The sequence below is a fragment of the Deltaproteobacteria bacterium genome (assembly GCA_003194485.1).
Taxonomy (GTDB): Bacteria; Desulfobacterota; Dissulfuribacteria; order Dissulfuribacterales; family UBA3076; genus UBA3076.
The window spans coordinates 123796-125573 of the sequence record PQXD01000003.1 but is presented as its reverse complement, the minus strand read 5'-3'; the positions used below and the strand labels follow the sequence as shown (position 1 = coordinate 125573).

Annotated in this window: 1 protein-coding gene; it reads left to right on the top strand. The window is 51.1% G+C overall.

Annotated elements, in window-relative coordinates; genetic code table 11:
- The first annotated feature begins 299 nt into the window (after positions 1–299).
- Positions 300–1628, top strand: coding sequence for a homoserine dehydrogenase (locus C4B57_02820; protein ID PXF55568.1), 1329 nt, complete (start codon positions 300–302; stop codon positions 1626–1628).
- Positions 1629–1778: the final 150 nt, after the last annotated feature.

The window sequence follows — 1778 nt, the reverse complement described above, 5'->3', positions numbered from 1 at the left end:
TAGAAAAATTGAGGAGTTGACTCAAAAAATGGTTGCTCTATGAAAGAATCTTCAGACCAATGGCAGTAATTGTATGGCAAGCAGCCTACCCGGTGCTTGCTGCCTGTATCTTATATGAAATATCCAGCGCTTGCCATAAATTCTTGCCCTGCAGCTTCTAAAAGTTTAAAGTAAATAATTGATTTTGAGATGACTGAAGGTCCGGGGCGCCTTACACTCCGTGGCTGGATGTGAAAAAGCCGCCTTTTTGTAAACAGTTATGGCAAATGTCGTGTATAATGGGGAGCGTGTATAATCCTATGGGTAAGACTGTAAATGTGGGTCTGCTGGGTTTTGGGACCGTAGGGAGTGGAGTGGCCAGGATCCTGCTGGAACAGTCGGAACTCCTGAGGCAGCGCGCCGGGATGAGTATAAGGCTTGCACGGATCTGTGACCTGGATATTACTACTTCCAGGGGTTTTCCAGTAGCTTCTGATATCCTTACTGATGACGTGATCTCCCTTATTAATGATCCTGAGCTGGACATATTTATTGAGCTCATAGGCGGTCTTGAGCCGGCCCGGACCTTTGTGCTTGAGGCTATTCAAAAAGGAAAGCACGTTATCACGGCAAACAAGGCCCTGCTTGCGGCTCACGGCCATGAGATCTTTGAGGCTGCGGCGAGACATGGGGTTGAGCTTGGGTTCGAGGCCAGTGTGGGCGGGGGAATACCTGTTGTCAAGGCAGTGAAAGAGGGCCTTGTGGCAAACCGTCTTCAAACGGTCATGGGTATAATGAACGGTACTGCCAACTACATCCTCTCGAGGATGACCGAGGAGGGCACGGCATTTCAGGATGTGCTGGCAGATGCGCAACGCCTTGGCTATGCCGAAGCGGACCCTTCTTATGACGTTGAGGGAATTGATACTGCCCACAAGCTTGTTATTATGGCCATGCTGGCTTTTGGTACCCCTGTTGAGCTTTCAGATATTTACATCGAGGGCATATCCAGACTCTCGCCCCTGGACATCTCCTTTGCAAAGGAATTCGGATACAGGATCAAGCTTCTCGCCATTGCAAGAAATGGCAATAACGGGCTCGAACTGAGAGTCCATCCGACCATGATCCCGTCAGAGCACCTTTTGGCACAGGTTGGTGGAGCCTACAATGCCTTTTACTTCGTTGGTGACTCGGTTGGGAAGGTGTTTCTGTACGGATTGGGGGCCGGACAGATGCCCACAGGCAGTGCAGTGGTGGCTGATGTAGTGGATGTAGCCAGGAATCTGGCCGGGGGGACTATCGGAAGAGTGGCATCCCTGGGGCTTCCATATGATATGCTTAAGCCTCTGAAAAGGCGACCGATGGATTCTTTAACAGCTTGTTATTATTTTCGGTTTTCGGTTGTGGACAGGCCGAAGGTCCTTGCCAGGATATCCGGAATCCTCGGAGATATGGATATCAGCATAGCCTCGGTCGTACAGAAGGGACGTGGCAGCAGGGATTCATCGGTTTCCGTAGTTATGCTTACCCATGAGGCCCATGAGGTCAAGGTGCGCGAAGCGTTAAAGCGGATTGACTCGCTTGACGTGATCTCAGGTGAGACCATGGTCATCCGCATAGAGGATCTCAAGAACCTTGAAAAAGCGTAAATATCCGGTGAACCCGTGGTCCGCTGTGGAAGTTGCCATCCGCGCCCTGCCGCAGGAGCGGTTTGCCTTTTGCAGGGTTTCGATCGCGGGCCGGATTGCACTGCCTCTCCGGTCCGCGATGAGTGAGCTTTGAAACCCGGAAAAAGGTAA

What these genes read in the sequence shown, in the direction of transcription:
- C4B57_02820 (PXF55568.1), top strand. Translation starts at nt 300, where the DNA reads ATGGGTAAGACTGTAAATGTGGGTCTGCTGGGTTTTGGGACCGTAGGG.